This is a genomic window from Cryobacterium breve (genome assembly GCF_027594785.1).
GTDB lineage: Bacteria > Actinomycetota > Actinomycetes > Actinomycetales > Microbacteriaceae > Cryobacterium > Cryobacterium breve_A.
This window is the reverse complement of record NZ_CP075584.1, coordinates 1380732-1397429: the sequence shown is the minus strand read 5'-3', so window position 1 is coordinate 1397429 and position 16698 is coordinate 1380732. Positions and strand designations below refer to the sequence as shown.

13 protein-coding genes and 6 pseudogenes are annotated in these 16698 nt (G+C 69.9%); 11 read left to right on the top strand and 8 right to left on the bottom strand.

Annotated features, from left to right (window positions below; translation table 11 throughout):
* Positions 1–208 precede the first annotated feature (208 nt).
* Complete coding sequence (locus KIV56_RS06780) at positions 209–1366, top strand: type III polyketide synthase (RefSeq protein WP_432432613.1); 1158 nt, start codon at positions 209–211, stop codon at positions 1364–1366.
* The gene (locus KIV56_RS06775; RefSeq protein ID WP_281535647.1) at positions 1363–1503 is read left to right on the top strand and encodes a hypothetical protein; all 141 of its coding nucleotides are present in this window, start codon (positions 1363–1365) and stop codon (positions 1501–1503) included. Before KIV56_RS06780 ends, KIV56_RS06775 begins: the two co-directional genes overlap by 4 nt.
* Before the next feature lie 130 nt (positions 1504–1633).
* On the opposite strand, the gene KIV56_RS19560 is transcribed toward KIV56_RS06775, so the two are convergent.
* A complete protein-coding gene (locus tag KIV56_RS19560; RefSeq protein WP_348648491.1) occupies positions 1634–1798 on the bottom strand; it encodes a hypothetical protein in 165 nt (54 codons plus the stop codon).
* A 26-nt stretch (positions 1799–1824) separates the two neighbouring features.
* Between KIV56_RS19560 and KIV56_RS19555 the strand changes: the two genes are divergently transcribed.
* Positions 1825–2376: a methyltransferase domain-containing protein gene (locus KIV56_RS19555; RefSeq protein ID WP_348648490.1), complete on the top strand. Its 552-nt coding sequence runs from the start codon at positions 1825–1827 to the stop codon at positions 2374–2376.
* Entirely contained in the window at positions 2339–3658 is a 1320-nt protein-coding gene (locus tag KIV56_RS06765) for an FAD-dependent oxidoreductase (RefSeq protein ID WP_281535646.1), read from the top strand. The genes KIV56_RS19555 and KIV56_RS06765 overlap by 38 nt, the downstream gene beginning before the upstream one ends.
* 159 nt (positions 3659–3817) lie before the next feature.
* Here KIV56_RS06765 and KIV56_RS19550 read toward each other — a convergent pair whose 3' ends face one another.
* The 6 genes and pseudogenes from KIV56_RS19550 to KIV56_RS06745 all read right to left on the bottom strand — a co-directional run bounded on the left by KIV56_RS19550 (position 3818) and on the right by KIV56_RS06745 (position 9385).
* Complete coding sequence (locus KIV56_RS19550; protein WP_348648489.1) at positions 3818–4006, bottom strand: hypothetical protein; 189 nt, start codon at positions 4004–4006, stop codon at positions 3818–3820.
* A gap of 115 nt (positions 4007–4121) precedes the next feature.
* Positions 4122–4523: pseudogene (locus KIV56_RS20280) on the bottom strand (amylo-alpha-1,6-glucosidase); the annotation flags it as partial.
* A gap of 698 nt (positions 4524–5221) precedes the next feature.
* Positions 5222–5935, bottom strand: a pseudogene (locus tag KIV56_RS20275) (glycogen debranching N-terminal domain-containing protein); the annotation flags it as partial.
* Between the two features lie 73 nt (positions 5936–6008).
* Positions 6009–6810 (bottom strand): annotated as a pseudogene (locus tag KIV56_RS06755) (carbohydrate ABC transporter permease).
* Between the two features lie 108 nt (positions 6811–6918).
* Positions 6919–8114 (bottom strand): annotated as a pseudogene (locus KIV56_RS06750) (carbohydrate ABC transporter permease).
* 6 nt (positions 8115–8120) lie between these two features.
* Positions 8121–9385, bottom strand: a pseudogene (locus KIV56_RS06745) (sugar ABC transporter substrate-binding protein).
* A gap of 187 nt (positions 9386–9572) precedes the next feature.
* Between KIV56_RS06745 and KIV56_RS19545 the strand changes: the two are divergent.
* From KIV56_RS19545 to KIV56_RS06720, 7 genes and pseudogenes are all read left to right on the top strand, one after another.
* Positions 9573–9662: pseudogene (locus KIV56_RS19545) on the top strand (LacI family DNA-binding transcriptional regulator); the annotation flags it as partial.
* 61 nt (positions 9663–9723) lie between these two features.
* Complete coding sequence (locus tag KIV56_RS06740; RefSeq protein ID WP_281535645.1) at positions 9724–10653, top strand: substrate-binding domain-containing protein; 930 nt, start codon at positions 9724–9726, stop codon at positions 10651–10653.
* Between the two features lie 112 nt (positions 10654–10765).
* Entirely contained in the window at positions 10766–11599 is an 834-nt protein-coding gene (locus tag KIV56_RS06735) for an SDR family NAD(P)-dependent oxidoreductase (RefSeq protein WP_281535644.1), read from the top strand.
* A 79-nt stretch (positions 11600–11678) separates the two neighbouring features.
* Entirely contained in the window at positions 11679–13142 is a 1464-nt protein-coding gene (locus KIV56_RS06730) for a DUF7059 domain-containing protein (protein ID WP_432432612.1), read from the top strand.
* 121 nt (positions 13143–13263) lie between these two features.
* Positions 13264–13539, top strand: a complete 276-nt coding sequence (locus KIV56_RS20270) for a hypothetical protein (RefSeq protein WP_432432611.1) — start codon at positions 13264–13266, stop codon at positions 13537–13539.
* Positions 13540–13634: 95 nt separating this feature from the next.
* The gene (locus KIV56_RS06725) at positions 13635–15113 is read left to right on the top strand and encodes a flavin monoamine oxidase family protein (RefSeq protein ID WP_348648487.1); all 1479 of its coding nucleotides are present in this window, start codon (positions 13635–13637) and stop codon (positions 15111–15113) included.
* A gap of 387 nt (positions 15114–15500) precedes the next feature.
* Positions 15501–15764 carry a hypothetical protein gene (locus tag KIV56_RS06720; RefSeq protein WP_281535642.1) on the top strand — a complete coding sequence of 88 codons (264 nt, stop codon included), beginning with the start codon at positions 15501–15503 and terminating at the stop codon, positions 15762–15764.
* A 123-nt stretch (positions 15765–15887) separates the two neighbouring features.
* Here KIV56_RS06720 and KIV56_RS06715 read toward each other — a convergent pair whose 3' ends face one another.
* Positions 15888–16685 carry a Pr6Pr family membrane protein gene (locus KIV56_RS06715; protein ID WP_281535641.1) on the bottom strand — a complete coding sequence of 266 codons (798 nt, stop codon included), beginning with the start codon at positions 16683–16685 and terminating at the stop codon, positions 15888–15890.
* Positions 16686–16698: the final 13 nt, after the last annotated feature.

Here is a 16698-nt window from a genome sequence, read left to right as displayed (position 1 = left end):
ATTGGCGGGCGGGTGGCCCGCGGTTGGCGACGTGCGTCCCCGTTGGCCCACGCCACATTCCAGCCTAGGCATCACTCCGCGACACCGAACCGCGCCCAGTGGATTCACTGCCGGCACCCAGTTTCGGCGCGGGTCCATCCGCCGGCTGGTGTCGGAGCCCGCGAAAATGGGGGGTGTGCCTCGCAGGGCCGCGTGTAACACTGGGGCTATGTCCGTCACTCTTCGAGCGTTGCAGACCGTTGTTCCATCCACCGTGCTGATCCAGGAGGAGGTGCGCGACGTGTTCGCGGCCCAGCCGGGACTGAGCAGGCTCGGGAAGAGGCTCGTGACGGCATCCTTCAACCTGTCCGGGATCGAGCGCCGCCACACCGTCATCGAGGAGTTGACCCTCGACTCGGAGAAGCCAGACCCGCAGTTCTTCGACGCGGCGACCCAGACCCTCCTGGTGCCAAGCACACGTGTACGCAACGAGCTCTACATCACGGAAGCAACCAAGCTCTTCGTCGAGGCGGGGCGGCGCGCGCTGGCTGCGTGCCCGGGTGTCGAGGCCGCCGATGTGACGCACGTAGTGACCGTCTCCTGCACGGGCTTCTACGCGCCCGGCCCCGACTATATGCTCGTGCGGGAATTGGGCCTGAAGCCGACCACGCAGAGGTATCACCTGGGGTTCATGGGCTGTTACGCGTCGATGCCCGCGCTGCGGACCGCCAAGCAGTTCGTCGAGGCCGACCCGAACGCCGTGGTGCTCGTCGTGAGTGCCGAGCTGTGTTCGCTGCACCTGCGCACGTCGGACGACCCCGACACGATCGTTGCCTCCTCCCTGTTCTCGGATGGTGCGGCCGCCGGAATCGTGAGTTCACGCGCACCGGCTCCGGGCGAGAACGCCTTGAGCCTCGACCTCTTCGAGACCGTGATCACGCCGGTCGGCGAGGGCGACATGGCCTGGAAGATCGGCGACGAGGGCTTCGAGATGGTGCTCAGCACCTATGTTCCGCACATCATCGACGAGCACATCGAGGGTGCGCTCGCGCCGCTCTTCGCGAAGGACCCCGGTCTGGCGGCAGCCATCGCCGCCCTCGGTGAGACGATGCCGATCGAGGAATTTGCGTCTGAGGTCGCGGAGCCTGGCCGAGGTCGCCGAAGTCGCCGAAATTGCTTCATCCGGGTCGGTTGCCACGCTCACCGCTCCCGCCATCGTGGTCACCGCGGCCGAGGCCGCGCGGGCGCCACTCAGCACGGCGATCGCGCACTGGGCGATCCACCCGGGCGGGCGCAGCATCCTCGACAAGACCGAGGCCAAGCTCGGGCTCAGCGAGGCGCGCAGTCGTGCCGTCGCGGGAGACTCTGCGGGACTACGGAAACATGAGCAGCGCGACGATCCTCTTCGTGCTGAAGGCGATCCTGGACGCCCCGACGACCGCGGACGGCGAGCGCCTCTGCGCCATGGCCTTCGGACCGGGGCTCACGGTCGAGTCCGGCCTGATGACCGTGGTGCGCGGCTGACGCGGCCCGCGCGAGTGCCGTTGTTGCCTGCGTTGCCGTTCCTCCGACGTCGGGCGAGCGACGCGGTCGAGCTCATGGACGATCCCGACTGCGACCCCGAGGTCCTGAGCCGCACGTACGACTATTTCCGCTACGTGAATGCCGCAGTCTCCGGCTGGCGCGGGGTGTACCGCCGGGAGATCCGGCCGCTCCTCTCGACGAGCAGGGAGAGCACGCTGCTCGACATCGGGTCGGGCGGCGGCGACGTCGCCCGGGCACTCGCGCGCTGGGCGGCGCGCGACGGCCTCCTCCTCACGGTGACCGCGATCGACCCGGATGCCCGTGCCCACTCCTTCGCGACCGCCCAGCCGCCGCAGCCCCAGCTGCACTTCCGGCGGGCGCTCAGCCGACCTCGCCGAGGAGGGCGCGCGCTTCGATGTCGTGGTGTCCAACCATGTGCTGCATCACCTGACCGGGGACCAGCTCGGCGGCCTGCTCGCCGACTGTCAACGGCTCGCGGAGCCCGGCGGCCGTGTCCTGCTCGGGGACATCGAACGCAGCACCTTCGCCTATCTCGGCTTCGGCCTCGGCACCTGGCCGCTCTTCCGCGACTCGTACATCCGCACGGACGGCCTCACCTCGATCCGCCGCAGCTTCACCGCGCCGGAACTGCGCGCGGTCGTGCCGCCGGGCTGGGACGTCGTGCGCGAGCATCCGTCTCGCCTGCTGCTGCGCTGGAACGGCCGGAGCGCGCCCGCTGCGCCGTTACGCGCCAATCGTGCCGGAGCCTGTGACGGATGCCGCGCCACTTCCGCCGCTTCGCGCCAGGCGTGCCTGGCGCGAAACGGCGCAACTGGTGCGCGACCCGAGGGCTGCCGTTCCGGTCGAGAGTGACCCCTCTGCCGGGCACTCTGGACCGGAACGGGGACTCTCGCCGGCCGACGGCGCCGCGGACGCGGAGGCGAGCGACGGGCAGCGGATGCGGGACGTCATCGTGGTCGGCGGCGGTCCGGTCGGGATCCTGCTTGCGGGGCTTCTCGCTGTGCGCGGCCTTGACGTCGAGGTGCTCGAGCGGCGTGCGACACCGTCGCGGCGGTCGCGAGCGATCGGCATCCACCCGCCGTCGATGCGCGCCCTCGACGAGCTCGGTCTCGCGGACGCCGTCGTCGAACGTGCGGTGCGGATCCGCGGCGGCGAGGTGCGCTGCGACGGGCGCGCTCTCGGGCGGCTGACGTTCCGCGAGGCGGCCGGGCGGCATCCGTTCGTCGTCTCACTGCCGCAGTACGAGACCGAGGCGCTGCTGCGTGCCCGGTTCGACGAGCTCAGCCCCGGCCGGTATCGGTCGGGTGTCACGGTCACGGATGTCCGCGACCGCGGCGACCGCGTCGAGGTCGAGGTCGAGGACACCGGAACGCCCTTGGCATTCACCGACGGAGGGGACGCCTCCGGATCGGCGAGCGACTCCCGGCCCGCACGTTCCGTTCTCGAGGCCCGCTACGTTGTGGCCGCGGACGGCGCCCGCAGCCTGGTCCGCGCGCTCGCGGGCATCCGTGGGGTTGAGCGCGGCGGTGGCGACACCTACCTGATGAGCGACTACCCGGCGGGCGAGCGGGCATCCGAGCAGGCGGTGCTGTACTTCGAGCGCGGCGGCGTCGTCGAGTCGTTCCCGCTCCCCGGCGGGCGGCGGCGCTGGGTCGCGATGACGTCGTCCCTGCAACCGGATGCCTCGAGCCGCGACCTCGCCGAGATCGTCCAGTCCCGCACGGGCGTGGTCCTGCCCTCGTCCGGGGCGTCGGTGAGTGCGTTCTCGGTGCAGCAGCGGCTGGCCGAACGTTTCGTCAGTGGACGGATCGTGCTTGTCGGCGACGCTGCGCACCAGATCAGCCCGATCGGCGGGCAGGGCATGAACCTCGGCTGGCTCGACGGGCTCCTGCTCGCGCCGACCCTCGCGCGCGCCATCGAGGAACCGGATGCCGCGGCATCCGCGCTCGCGGACTACGACCGTCGCCGACGCCGCAGCGCCCGGATAGCCGCCCGGCAGGCCGGCTTCAACATGATGATGGGCCGGCCGGCCACGGGCCTGCGCCTGCGCGTGCGCAACGGTCTCGCGCGCACCCTCGCCGTGCCGCCGGCGAGTGCCGTGCTCGCGAGCGCCTTCACGATGCGCTGGCTCTAGCCCGCACCGCACCAGCCTGCACCGCCCCAGCCCATGCCAGCCTGCACCACCCGGCACGAGCCCGACGAGGCATAACTTCTGCACATTCTGCGGCCGACCGGCCGGCGGCTGCCCCGGAATTCCGCGGCAGCCGCCGGTGCCGGCCGGAATGTGCAGGAGTTATGCCCGGGGCTGGCGGGGGAGGATCGTGACCGCGCCCAGGAGGGCCGGGGTTATCGGGGTCGAGGCGACTGTGCCGGTCTCGCGGTCGGGGGCGAGGCCGAGAACGGTCCCGAGCACGGAGATCGCCGCCGCCGCAGACCAGGCCTGCGGCCGGCACGCCGCGGGGTAGGGCACCGGCGCCGACACGGCCGAGGACGAGTCCCCGGAGTGGAGCCTCGGGCATCCGGTAACCGAAGGATTCGGCGGCCGCGAGCAGGCCGTCGATCAGGATGCCGGCCTCGGCGCCGAACCCGGCGCGGCCGAGCCCGGAGATGGCGATCGCGGTGTCGTGCGTCCAGACCGAGCCGCCGTGGTAGCTCAGCGGCCAGTAGCCGGTCGAGTCGGTCGACATCGTCCGCAGGCCGAAACCGGAGTTGAGTTCGGGCGAGACGAGGCGGGCGGCGACGAGCGCCGATTCCTCGGCGTTGAGCAGGCCCGTGCCGAGCAGGTGGCCGATGTTGCTCGTGACCGTGTCCACCGGACGCTTGTGCGCGTCGAGGGCGACCGCTGGGTAGCGCCCCTCGGGAGAGTCGATCCAGAAGGATGCCCGGAACCGGTCCTGCAGGTTCGTCGCCCAGGTGCGCCACTCGTCCGCGCCGGGGCGACCGAAAGCCTCGAGCAGCTCGGCTCCGCCGATCGCCGCCTGGTACGCGTACGCCTGCACTCCTCGCAGAGCGCGATCGGCCCCTCGGCGAGGGTGCCGTCGCGCCACTGGATGGAGTCGCCGGAGTCCTTCCAGCCCTGGTTGGCGAGGCCGTGCCCGGTCTCGTCGACGTAGGAGAGGAACCCGTCATCGTGGCTGTCGCCGGAATCGCGCATCCAGCCGAGCGCCGCCTCGAGGTGGGGCAGCAAGTCCGCGACCTCGGCGTCGGGGAGGCCCCAGTGCCAGGCGTCGTTCAGCAGGCAGATCCAGAGCGGCGTGGCGTCGACCGTGCCGTAGTAGAGCGGCGGCAGGTTCAGGCTTTCACCGGGCATCGAGAACGCGCCCGGCCTCAGCTCGTGCATGATCTTGCCCGGCTGCTCGGCCGTCTCGGGGTCCGAGACGGTGCCCTGCAGGCTCGCGAGCAGACGAAGTGTCGAGCCGGCGATGTCGGTGCCGAGCGGCAGCAGGAACCGCGCCGCCCACAGCGAGTCGCGCCCGAACAGAGTGAAGAACCACGGCGCCCCCGCGGCGAGGAAGGGCTCATCCGGCTGCGCCGTCGTCGCCATCCGCAGCCCGCTGAGGTCGTCGAGGGCGCGCTGCACCCAGCGGCCGAGCCGGGCGTCGCCCGAGTGCACGGTCACGCCGTCCCATTCGGGCAGGCCGCCGGCCGCCTGGACCACGGTTGCCGAGTGTTCGACGTCGACGGTCCATTCCACGGTCGCGGTGCCGTGCGCGGGCACCTCGACCGCCCAGCTCGCCGCGACGATCGGTGCGGCGGCATCCGCGTCGGCTCGGTGCGCCCCGCCCGCGGCCGACCAGGGTGTCTGGGCGAGCGTTGCGTCGCTGCCGAACCGCAGCAGGGCGGTCACGCTCGGGGTCGACAGGCGGATGCCGTCGGCCAGGGTCTCGAGATCGACGACGGGAGTCTCCGGCAGGTCCGCCGTGGGGAACGCACGCCGGCTCTCGGGGTCGGCGAGCCCCGCCTTGACGGTCTGCATGTCCGAGAAGTCGGGGTGCACCCGCAGGGCGATCGTGGTCGAGACCGTGTGGTCGAGGCCGGAACGGATCGTGATGCGCTCCCGCATCCGCCCGGCGGTCACGGTGCGCGTCACTTCGAGCCGCAGCCGCGGATCGGCAGTGGCGTCGTCGAGGTGCCGCAGCAGCGACGTGAAGGTCACTTCTCCCGAACCGCGCCCGGCCTGGGCTATCGCCTCGCCGCGTTCCCCGCCGACCGAGACGTCCCACTCCGAGAGCACCCGGGTGTCCGCGTGGTACAGGCCGTGGATCGGCAGTTCGGTGCGCCCGTTGGGAAGCGACCACGCCTGGGTGGGGGCGGCGAGGATGATGGTCGAATCGTGGAGCAGGGGCTGGACCGGATGGCCGATGACGGACTGGGGGGACACGGGCGTCGAGATCAGGGACTGGGAATGCATAAGGAAGGAACGACTCCTGGATTGAAGCGGATGTCCACAGGGGGACGGGGAAGGGTGGCCGGCCGGCCGGAGATTACTCCTTGACGGCGCCGTCGGTGGTGTTCATGATCCGTTTCTGGAAGATGAAGAACATCACCGCGACCGGGATCGTCATGATCGCCGCGGCGGCGAGCTTGAGCGGATACTGGGTGCCCTGGCTGAGCTCCCCGGAGGCGAGCGACGCGACGCCCTTGGTGAGCGTCGTCAGCTCGGGCGACTGAGTCGCGACGATGAAGTGCGAGAGTTCGTTCCACGAGCCCTGGGAAGGACAGGATGACGATCGTGATCAGGGCGGGTCTCGCCATGGGCAGCACGATCGACCAGAACACCCGGAAGGTGCCTGCCCCGTCGATGCGGGCCTGTTCCTCGACGCTCGCGGGGATCGATTCGAAGAAGTTCTTCATGATGAAGACGCCGGCGGCGTCGGTGAGGAGCGGCACGATCATGCCGACGTATGTGTCGTAGATGCCGATCTGGTTGATCACGAGGAACTTCGGGATCAGGAGCACGACGCCGGGCACGCTCATGACGGCGATCAGGCCGGCGAAGATGACCGTCCGGCCGCGGAACTGCAACCGGGCGAGGGCGTAGCCGGCGAGCGAGTTGAAGAACACCCGCCCGAGCGTCACGAAGATCGTGACGATGGCGGAGTTCTTGAACCAGACCGGGAAGTCCGAGTTGAGGAAGAGTTTTTCGTACGCCGCGGTCGACCAGGTCTGCGGGAGCAGCGAGATGGGATTGCTCGCCGCCTCGACGTCTGTCTTGAACGAGGTCGCGACCTGTACCAGGAACGGGGCGATGTAGATGATCGCGAGCACGGTGAGGATCGCGTACATCAGCGACCGGCCCGCGACGGCGCGGGTGGGGAGCCTGCGGCCTGCTCAGTGAGCGCAGCCGACGCGAGGGCGACGGCGGGGTGGGTGTCTTCGTCGAGACCGTGGCGGTCATCGGGTGCCTCCGGTCGTGTCGGGCGCGTGGGAATCGGGGTCGGAACCGGAGCCGGGCGAACCTGCGCCTGGCCCGGTCAGGGCGGATGCTGCGACGACGGTCGCGGTCGCACCGTTCGCGACCGACAGGTACGGCCGCATCCGCCTGTTCGAGACGGACCGTTCCCGCAGCACCCAGCGCTGGAAGAGGGTGAAGAACACGATGATCACGAAGAGGATGAACGCGATCGCGGCGCCCTGGCCCCAGGCCTGGTTGTTGAATGCCGACTGGTAGGAGAGGAAGGCGGGCGTGAGGGTGGTCTTGCCGGGTGCACCCTTGGTGCCGGTGTAGATCTGGTCGAAGACCTGCCAGCTGCCGATGAGCCCGAGGGTGAGCACGGTGAACAGGGTCGGGCGCAGCTGGGGGAGTGTGACCTTCCAGAAGCGCTGCCAGCCGTTGGCGCCGTCCATCATCGCGGCCTCGGTGACCTCGCCGCTGAGGTTCTGCAGCGCGGCGATGAAGAGCAGCATGAACGTGCCGCTCGTGGTGAACACGGCCATCAGGATGAACGCCGTCATGGCGACAGAGGGGCCGGCCAGCCAGTCCCACCAGGAGACGCCGAGGAAGGATCCGTCCGTGAGGGCGGCGGGGCCCTGGGTCACCCCGAAGAGCCTGCAGGAAGTTGTGCAGGATGCCGCTCGGGTCGTTGAACCAGTTCGGCCCGTTGATGCCGATGAACGAGAGCAGCTTGTTGACCGCGCCCGTCGAGCCTGAACAGGAACAGCCAGAGCACGGTGATCGCCACCGAACTCGTCACCGAGGGAAAGTAGAACGAGGTGCGGAAGAAGCCGCGGCCGCGGAGGATCTGCCGGTTGACGAGCACGGCGAGGAGGAGGGAGAGGGCGGTCTGGACCGGGACGACGAGCACGACGTACCACGCGTTGTTGCGCAGTGCCGTGCCGAAGTCCTGTTCGGCCAGACCGCCCCCGTTCAGCAGGGTGGAGTAGTTGTCAAAGCCGACGAACTTCACGTTGCCGCCGAAGGGGCTGCCGCGGCCTCCCCAGTCGGAGAAGCTGACCCAGAGTGCCATGAGCACAGGGACGACGAGGAACATCCCGAGCAGGATGATCATCGGGGCGGTGAAGAGCCACCCCGAGGCGGCCTCGCCGCCCCGGATTCCGGAGCGGCGAGACGTGCGTGCGGGCTTCGACATGTCGAACTACTTCAGCAGCGCTTCGAGGTTCTTCTGGGCTGCGTCGAGGATCTGCTGGGGATCGCCCGTCTTGAGGGACTCGAGCTTGGAGTTCAGCTCGGTCACGACATCCGCTGAGCCCTTCGCGGTCGGCGTGCCGACGGCGTAGTCAGCGCCGTTGAGGAACGGGACGAGCACCGGGTTGGCGGCCTTCCAGTCGGATGCGGCGGACTTGATCGACGGCATCGGGCCGAAGGCCTTGGAGAAGGCCAGCTGGGAGTCCTTGCTGGTCAGCTGCTCGACGAGCTTGAGTGCTGCGGCCTGGTTGGGGCTGTCCGTGGCGATGCCCCAGCAGTTGGTGAACTGCATGGTGCCCTTGCCTGCGGGGCCGGCCGGGAGTTCGGCGACCGTGTACTTCACGCTCGGGTAGTCGCTCGACATGGCGCCGGTGATCCAGTTGCCCTCGATCGTCATGGCCGCAAGCTGCTTGCCGAAGGCCTCGCCGCCCCAGCCCGCTCCCACGTCCTTGGCGTACTTCAGCACGCCGTCGTTCAGGAGCTTCTTGACCTCGGTGAGACCGGCGACGGCCTCTGCACTGTTCGCGGTGGCCTTGGAGCCTGTCCTCGTTCATGAGGTTGCCGCCGGCCTGCGCCATGAAGGCGCCGGCACGGGCGTATTCGCCGCCGATGGCGAGTCCCACCTGGTCGGGCGTGGTCAGCTTCTTGGCGACGGTTTCGAGCTGGTCCCAGGTCGTGGGGATGTCGGCGTCGGTGAGTCCGGCCTTCGCCCAGGCGTCCGTGTTGATCACGAGGCCCAGCGTGGAGAAGTCCTTCGGGGCGCAGTAGAACTGGCCGTCGTAGGTGAAGGACTTCACGAGGCTCGGGTAGAAGTCGTCTTTGTTGGCGAGGCTGTCGCCGTAGGCGAGCAGGGAACCGTTCGACGCGTAGCCGGCGAGGGCATCCGTCGACAGGTAGAAGACGTCGGCCGGCTTCTTGGCCGCGAAGCCCTGGGCGAGCTGCTGGTTGAGGTCGCTCGCGACGGAGACGGTGGCCTTCGTGCCGCTCGAGGACGCCCAGGATGCGACGGCCGTGTTGACGGCCTTCGTCTCGGCGTCGCCGCTCGAACCGATCAGGACGGTGAGGCTCTTGCTCGAGTCGCTCGTGAGAGCGGCCGCCGAGCCGGTCGAGCCGGACGTGGTGCCGCCGAAGCTCGAGCCTGCAGCCCGTGAGGGCAAGCGCTCCAGCCATGGTCAGGCCGGCCCCGATCATCCAGCGGGAAGTGCGTCGTTGCATTTTCTTCTCCTAAAGTCGCGCCGCAGTGCGCGTTTGCTTGTGTGAGAACGACGATAGCCGGTTTCATTTGATCGATCAAACTTTTTCTTTGATCGATCCAATTTTGTGATCCAATCCACGCGCTAGTCTGTTTTTATCGTTCCACGCACGAAGCCTGTGCTCGTGGCGCAACCGGGAGGGAGGCATCATGGGTGAGTTCCCCACCGTGACCGACGTGGCACGCGTGGCCGGGGTGTCCCGGCAGACCGTCTCCAATGTGATGAACACCCCGGGGATCGTGAAGCCGGACACGCGCGCCCGGGTCGAGGCGGCCATCACTGCGCTCGGCTACCGCCCGCATGCTTCGGCCAGGCGGCTGCGCACCCGGCGCAGGCTCGACGATCGGCATCCGCCTCGACCCGATGATCGACGGCATCTCCGGCTCGGTGCTCGACCGGTTCCTGCACGCCCTGACCGAGCAGGCCGACGCCCGCGGGCTGCGCGTGCTCCTGTTCACCGCGACGAGCCCCGAGGACGAGATCGACCAGTTCCGCCGCCTGAACGACGGGGCGGATGTCGACGGTTTCGTGTTGACGTCGACGACCGCCGACGACCCGCGCACCGCCTGGCTGCTCGAACAGGGCATCTCGTTCGTGACGTTCGGCCGGCCCTGGCAGGGGAGCGATTTCACTGACCCGAGCCATCTCTGGGTCGATGTCGACGGTCACGCGGGCCTTTACGCTGCGACGCGGGCCCAGCAGGACGCGGGCGCGCGGCGGATCGCCTACATCGGCTGGCCGAGCCCGTCCGGAACCGGGGACGACCGCCGCCGCGGCTGGCACGAGGCCATGCTCGAGCGGGGTGACGTCTCCGCGGAGGAGCTCGCCTGCCTCGAGGTGATCACGACCGACGGGGTCGACCAGGGTGCGGCGGCCATGCAGCAGCTCGCTCGCACGGCCGGCGGCATCGACGCGGTGCTGTGTGCGAGCGACGCGCTCGCCCTCGGGGCGATGATCGCCAACCCGACCCGGGTGCCGGTCACGGGGTATGACAACACGCCCATCGCGGCGGCCATCGGGCTCTCGAGCGTCGACCAGCCCGTCGACGAGGTCGCGGCAGGCGTGCTCGAGTTGCTCACCGGCGAATTCGAGGGGCGGGTGTCCCACGCGCCCGATTCCACTTCGCCGCGCTACCGGATGGTCACCCCGCGGCTTGTCACCCGGCAGTTCGAGGCCATTCCCCGGGATTCCGTGCCCGTGAACGCCCTCGTCGGCGAGGCCTCGCGCTGAGTTGCGGAGAAGACACCTTCGCGCGGCCGGGGAACGTGTTTTGTCCGCAACTCAATCCGATCCGGCCGCACACACCGCCCGGCATTCCCCGCGGCGGCGCTAGCATGACGCCATGACCCTGCCGATCGTCGACCCGCCCCTCCCCACGCTCGTGCCGACCGGCATCCCCGCTGCCTGGAACCTCAGCGGCCGCACCGCCCTCATCACCGGGGCGGGAAGTCCGAGCGGCATCGGCTTCGCCGCCGCACGGATGCTGGGCGAGCTCGGCGCCCGGGTTGTGGTCACCGCCACGACGGAGCGCGCCCACGACCGCGCCCGCGAACTCGTCCGTCTCGGAATCCCGGCGACGGGTATCGTGTGCACCCTCGACACGGAGGCCGGTGCCGCCGTGCTCGCCGCCGGGCTTGCCGCGTCCCGGCTGACCCCCACGATCCTGGTGAACAACGCCGGCATGATCGCCGTCGGGGACCCCGAGATGCTGCAGGGCGATATCACCAGCACCCCGGCCGACGAGTGGGAGCGGAGCCTCGCGATCAACCTCTCGACGGCCTTCCATGCCACCCGCACCGTGATCGAGTTCATGCGGGAGGCCGGATGGGGGCGCATCGTCACCGTCTCGAGCGTGACCGGCCCGGTGATGGCGGCCCGCGGCGATCTCGCATACGCAACGGCCAAGGCGGGCCTCGCCGGCCTGACGCGCGCGCTCGCCGTGGACGAGGCCTGGCTCGGCATCACCGCGAACGCGGTTGCTCCCGGCTGGATCGAGACCGGTTCCCAGCTGCCGAGCGAGGCCACCGAAGGCGCGCTCGTCCCGGCCGGACGCAGCGGAACGGCCGCTGAGGTCGCATCCGCCATTGCGTGGCTGGCTTCACCCGGTGCGTCGTACGTCACCGGCCAGACGATCGTCGTCGACGGGGGCAACAGCGTGGCGGAGGAGCGGCGCTGACGGGCACAGTGCCGATGACCGTGCGGCGCCGGTCGGCCACGGAGCCCAGACGAACGGCGCAGTGCAGTTGAATGGGGGAGTGATCCCTGCACCGAATCCCGCCGCCCTCCCCGCTCAGAGCCTCGTCCTCATTCCCCTCCTCCGGGCAGACCTCGAGGCGGCGCACTATTCCGTCGCGACCCTGAGCGGACTCTGGGGCCCCGAAGCGGATGCCGCGCTCCGTCGCAACCAGCGGGTCCCCGCCCTGCGGGCCCTCGCGGCCCTCCGTGGCAGGCTCGGTCGCGACGAACCCTCGGCGACCCTCGCGCAGCTCTTCGTGCTCGGACTTCCGGTGACCCGCGGCGCCCTGTCGGCGGCGCTCCCGAGCCTCGGTGCTGCCGGTGCCGTCACGCTCGGGCTCGTCGCCCGGGTCGGCGACGACGACGAGCGCGGCGACGACGCCACTGCCGAAGTCCTCTTCGACGATGCACCCACCGTCGAGAACACCCTGCTCCGCCCGCTCGTCGAACTCCGCCCGTACAGCTTCGTGGACGCCCACGGGGCCGGCAGCTGGTGGATCACCTCCGACCTGGGCGAGCTCGTACTCGGCCACGCGCTCGGCGAGAGCCATGTGCTCGGCGTCGGTGGGGCATCCCTCACCCTGAGCGGACTGCTGCTGCCGAACCAGGTCGACACCGCGCTCGACCTCGGCACCGGCTGCGGGATCCAGGCCCTGCACGCCTCCCGCCACGCCCGTCACGTCGTCGCGACCGACATCTCCGTGCGTGCGCTCGAGTTCGCCGCCCTCAACGCGGCCCTCAACGGCGTGACGAACATCGAATTCCGGCTCGGCAGCCTGTTCGAACCGGTCGCGGGGGAGCGCTTCGACCACATCATCTCCAACCCGCCCTTCGTGATCACCCCGCGTGCAGAGGGCGTGCCGAGCTACGAGTACCGAGACGGCGGCCTCGTCGGCGACGCCCTCGTCGAGTCCGTCGTGCGCGGAGCCGCCGGGCACCTCACCCCGACCGGCGTCGCCCAGCTCCTCGGCAACTGGGAGTACCGCGCCGGCCAGGACGCCTTCGACCGTCTCGCCGGCTGGCTCGAGCCCGCCCCTGCCCCCGTCGACCCGAACCAATTCGACGGAGATTTTGCCGAAAAGACACCGGGGAAGCCGTTTTCGGCCCCTGCTGAGGGCACATCTCCGTCGAATTCGTCAGGGGCCGCGCCGGCACTCGACGCCTGGATCATCGAGCGCGAGGTGCAGTCGCCCGAGCTCTACGCCGAGACGTGGATTCGTGACGGGGGCACCCGGCCGGGTACGGCCGACTTCGACCGCCTCTACGATGCCTGGCTCGACGACTTCGCGGCCCGGGGCGTGACGCAGGTGGGCTTCGGGTACCTGCTGCTCCGCCGCCCGGACGCCGACCGGCCCGCGTCGATACCCCGGCTGCGGCGCCCTCGAACGCCTGCACGGCGGCCTCGGCCACAACCCCGACGGAATCGGCAGCCACCTCGCCGCCTGCCTCGCCGCCCACGACTGGCACGCGGCCCTCCCGGATGACGACCTGGTCTACGCGACCCTGACCGTTGCCTCCGACGTCACCGAAGAGCGCCACTTCTGGCCAGGCCAGGAAGACCCGACCCTGCTCACCCTGCACCAGGGCAGCGGATTCGGCCGGTCGGTGTCGCTCGACACCGCGCTCGCCGCGCTGATCGGGGCCTGCGACGGCGAACTCGCGGTCGGCGCGATCGCCGGCGCGCTCGCCGAGCCTGCTCGAGGTCTCCGAGCGCGACCTCACCGCCGAACTCCTCCCGCGCGTGCGCGAACTCCTCGACGACGGCTTCCTGCTCCCGCCCGAACTCCGCGCCTGACCGCAGACCCGACGCCCGCGCCCGTTTCCGCAGCCTGCGCTCGCGCCCGCGCCGGTTTCCGCACGCCGCGCCCGAAACGGCTGTAGCGGCCCGCCGAAACCGGCGCGGCGGCGGCACACGACCGTCGGAACCGACCCCTGCGGTAGTTTGGAAGGTACCGGCTTCGTTCGGAGAGGAGGACGTGAGTGACACCCGACGCGCGGAACGCCATGAAACGTCGCACCTTCCTCATCGGCGTCACCGGTCTCTCGACCCTCGTTCTCACCGCGTGCGTGTCCCCGGCCCCGCGGCCGAGCGCATCCGCCACCCCCCCACGTCGGCCCCCGGACCGACGCCCACCGTCTCGCCCGTGCCGAAACCCGCGCAGATGCGTCGCACCTCATGGTCGGCGGACCCCTTCGCCCGCGGTTCGTACAGCTTCGCCGCCGTCGACTCCACGCCCGAGCAGCGCACCGCGCTCGCCCAGCCCGTGCTCGACCGGGTCTTCTTCGCCGGTGAGGCGACCTCGACCGACGCTCCCGGAACCGTGCAGGGCGGTCGCGACAGCGGCCTCCGCGCGGCCCGCGAGATCATTGCCGTCGCAAAGCCCGGCGAACGCATCGCCGTGATCGGCGCGGGCATCGCCGGGCTCAGCGCCGCGCGCATCCTCAAGGACGCCGGCTTCGACGTCGTCCTCGTTGAGGCCCGCGACCGCATCGGCGGCCGCATCGACACCGTCAGCGACAAGAAGTGGCCCTTCCCGGTCGAACTCGGCCCCTCCTTCGTGAGCCACAGTGGCACCACGTCCCTCGACGAGGAGTTCACCCGCCTCGGCATCGCGACCGCCCCCTTCCCGACCGCGAGCGAGACCCGCACCGACGCCGGAATCGTCGTCGCGGTGCCCGACACCGGCGAGAAGGCCGTCGCAACCGCGCTCGCCTGGGCCACGAACCAGGCCAGCGACATGTCCGTGCACGGGGCGCTCGATGGCTCGGGCGCGAGCACATTGTCCACAACGGATGCCGCCAACGGCGTTTCCGACGCCGACTGGCTCGCGTTCCGGGTCGCGACCGTTCTCGATATCGACGCGGGTGCATCCATTGACCAGCAGTCGGGCTGGTACACGAGCGCGGACGCCGGCGCGAACGACGAGCGGATCGTGCTCGGCGGGTATGCCGGCCTGCTGACCAAGGCGGCCGAGGGGATCGACCTTCTCGACTCGAGCGTCGTGACCAAACTTGCATACAGGGACACCGGGGTGAGCCTGCGCCTGGGCACGGGGGAGTCGCTCTCCGCCGACCGGGTCATCGTCACGGTTCCGCTCGGGGTGCTCAAGTCCGGGGTGCTCGAATTCGACCCCGCACTGCCGTTCGCACACCGTGGTGCGATCGCCGACATCGGCATGGGCACCCTCGACAAGGTCTGGCTGCAGTTCGACGAGCCGTTCTGGAGCACGACGGCCCCGCTCTGGACCACGGTCGGCGGGGACGAGGACTTCCGGGTCTGGATCAACATGATGCCCCTCACCGGGGAACCCGTGCTGGTCGGACTCGTCGCCGGGGACACGGCGCTCCGGCTCGCGGGGGTCGACGACTCCACGGTGCTCGCCGCCGCACTGCGCGGGCTGACGCCGTTCTACGTACCCCCGACGCCGAGCCCGACCCCGACGCCCGCCGGATAGCACCGCCCGCGTAGCTCGCGCTGCGGCCACGAACCGACGCCTCAGGAACCCCGCTTCGGGCCCGGAACAAACCCATAAAGTCAATCCCGAGTATTTCTCATCAAACGGTGTAGACTTTGCCCAATGTCTAGTCGCTGAAAATCTCCGGGGCGTGCCGGGATTTCATGCAGGTGCGGTCCGCCGTTGTGCAGCTCCCCCAAGGTTTAGTCGTTCCCGGGTAGACGTTGCCGATGGCCGCCTCTCGGGCGGGTTGCGTACAGCGGTGGTTATGCCCAACAATGTACACATTTCGTGCCGTCGGCCACTCCAGTGCGGTCGCCGCTCGGGTGCCCCGGCCACAGTCGCGACTTCTCGTCCCCTGTTTGACCGCGTGATTGATCGTGCCTCATGGAAACACTGCTGGACCAAGAGCTGGACAGCCTGCTCGACTTCGATTCCGACCTTGCCTGCGAGGGTTCCCACCATGGCCGCGGCCTGAGTGGTCACCAGCCGACCGCGCCGGGTGCATACATGGTCATCTCGCCGTGCTGCGGCCCGAAGGTCGTGCAGTGCTCTCCGCGGGTGATCGCGATGCAGCACTCCGGTGTGCTCTACTGCGGCGCCTGCCGCAGCGAACACCTCACCGTCGAATACACCTTCATCCCGCTCTAACCCGCCCCGCACGCGTGACCGCGCTCGTCCCGCACCCGGCATCACTCCTGCACATTCCGGCCGCCGACCTCGGCACCCCCGGAGACACGGGCGACTTTCCGGCCCGCCAGAAATTTGCAGGAGTTATGCCGTGGGGAGGGGCGGGAGTGGGGGCGTGAGGCCCCGCCAGCCGCGGGACGACCACGTCAGCAGTGCTGCGATCCCGGTGAAGAGCGCGACGGCGACGATGCAGTACAGCACGGTTTCGAGGGGGCCGCTGACCTGCTTCGGGTCGAGGAAGAAGTAGGGATACCAGCGCACGAGGGCGCCCCGGATCAGGGTGAACGCGCCCCAGACGCTCGGGACCAGCATGACCCAGGCGAGCGTCGTCCACGGGAGCCGGGCCTTGCCGGTATCGGTGAGCCAGTCGACGAGCGCGATCCCGGGGATCCAGAAGTGCAGCAGCTGCGTCGACCACGGCACCTCCATCGTGTAGGCCCGCGACGAGGACTGGATCACGATGGCGAGGAACACGATGCCCGAGACGATCATGTAGGTCGTGACGAGCAGCCGGATCCAGTCGAGCCAGGGCGGGTCGACCTCCCGGCGCAGGGCGACGATCCCCGCGGCGATGAAGACGCCCACCGCGGCGATGGCACTCTGCACGGTGAAATAGCTGAAGTAATTGTAGACAATGAAGCTCTTGAACCCGAGGATGTAGCCGAAGTACCCCAGCAGCGCGAGCACCTCGGCGCCGGCCAGCACGAGCCGCAGAATCCCGACGATCTGCCGCCGCGGGGAGCGACCCGGCGAGAGATCCGCGTTGCGCCGCGCGGAGCGCCTCAGGGAGAGCCGCGCTTTGTCCGGGCGCGCCGGGAGAACCGCGGCGAGCGACCCGGTCGGGTCGTCGGTGCGGGCGGGACGATCTGCACGCGCGCACATGCTTCCACGCTAC